The organism is Neobacillus sp. C211 (assembly GCF_051842875.1).
In the GTDB taxonomy this organism is placed as follows: Bacteria; Bacillota; Bacilli; order Bacillales; family Cytobacillaceae; genus Neobacillus.
The window spans coordinates 1-1558 of record NZ_JBPXRO010000086.1; the positions used below are offsets into that span (position 1 = coordinate 1).

Consider the following 1558-nt stretch of genomic DNA (forward strand, 5'->3'; position numbering starts at 1 on the left):
GAGAAGCGGATTTGCCTACTTCTCAGCCTAACTGCTTAGACGCGCATATCCAACAGCGCGCTTACCCTATCCTCCTGCGTCCCCCCATTGCTCAAACGATAAAGAGGTGGTACAGGAATATCAACCTGTTGTCCATCGCCTACGCCTTTCGGCCTCGGCTTAGGTCCCGACTAACCCTGAGCGGACGAGCCTTCCTCAGGAAACCTTAGGCATTCGGTGGATGAGATTCTCACTCATCTTTCGCTACTCATACCGGCATTCTCACTTCTAAGCGCTCCACCAGTCCTTACGGTCTAGCTTCAACGCCCTTAGAACGCTCTCCTACCACTGACATCTAAGATGTCAATCCACAGCTTCGGTGATACGTTTAGCCCCGGTACATTTTCGGCGCAGAGTCATTCGACCAGTGAGCTATTACGCACTCTTTAAATGGTGGCTGCTTCTAAGCCAACATCCTGGTTGTCTAAACAACTCCACATCCTTTTCCACTTAACGTATACTTTGGGACCTTAGCTGGTGGTCTGGGCTGTTTCCCTTTTGACTACGGATCTTATCACTCGCAGTCTGACTCCCACGGATAAGTCTTTGGCATTCGGAGTTTGTCTGAATTCGGTAACCCGATGAGGGCCCCTAGTCCAAACAGTGCTCTACCTCCAAGACTCTTACTACGTGAGGCTAGCCCTAAAGCTATTTCGGAGAGAACCAGCTATCTCCAAGTTCGATTGGAATTTCTCCGCTACCCACACCTCATCCCCGCACTTTTCAACGTGCGTGGGTTCGGGCCTCCATCCAGTGTTACCTGGACTTCACCCTGGACATGGGTAGATCACCTGGTTTCGGGTCTACGACCACATACTCATACGCCCTATTCAGACTCGCTTTCGCTGCGGCTCCGTCTCTTCAACTTAACCTTGCATGGGATCGTAACTCGCCGGTTCATTCTACAAAAGGCACGCTATCACCCATTAACGGGCTCTAACTACTTGTAGGCACACGGTTTCAGGAACTATTTCACTCCCCTTCCGGGGTGCTTTTCACCTTTCCCTCACGGTACTGGTTCACTATCGGTCACTAGGGAGTATTTAGCCTTGGGAGATGGTCCTCCCTGCTTCCGACCGGATTTCTCGTGTCCGGCCGTACTCAGGATCCACTCAGGAGGGAACGAAGTTTCGACTACAGGGTTTTTACCTTCTATGACGGACCTTTCCAGATCGCTTCATCTACCCCGTTCCTTTGTAACTCCATGTTGAGTGTCCTACAACCCCAAGAGGCAAGCCTCTTGGTTTGGGCTATGTCCCGTTTCGCTCGCCGCTACTCAGGGAATCGCGTTTGCTTTCTCTTCCTCCGGGTACTTAGATGTTTCAGTTCCCCGGGTATGCCTTCCATACCCTATGTATTCAGGTAAAGATACTGTTCCATTACGAACAGTGGGTTCCCCCATTCGGAAATCTCCGGATCAAAGCTTACTTACAGCTCCCCGAAGCATATCGGTGTTAGTCCCGTCCTTCATCGGCTCCTAGTGCCAAGGCATTCACCGTGCGCCCTTTCTAACTTAACC

Annotated in this window: 1 rRNA gene; it reads right to left on the reverse strand. The window is 51.2% G+C overall.

The window, feature by feature from the left end:
- Positions 1-1558: ribosomal RNA gene (locus tag ACSU6B_RS29095) — 23S ribosomal RNA — on the reverse strand; the annotation flags it as partial.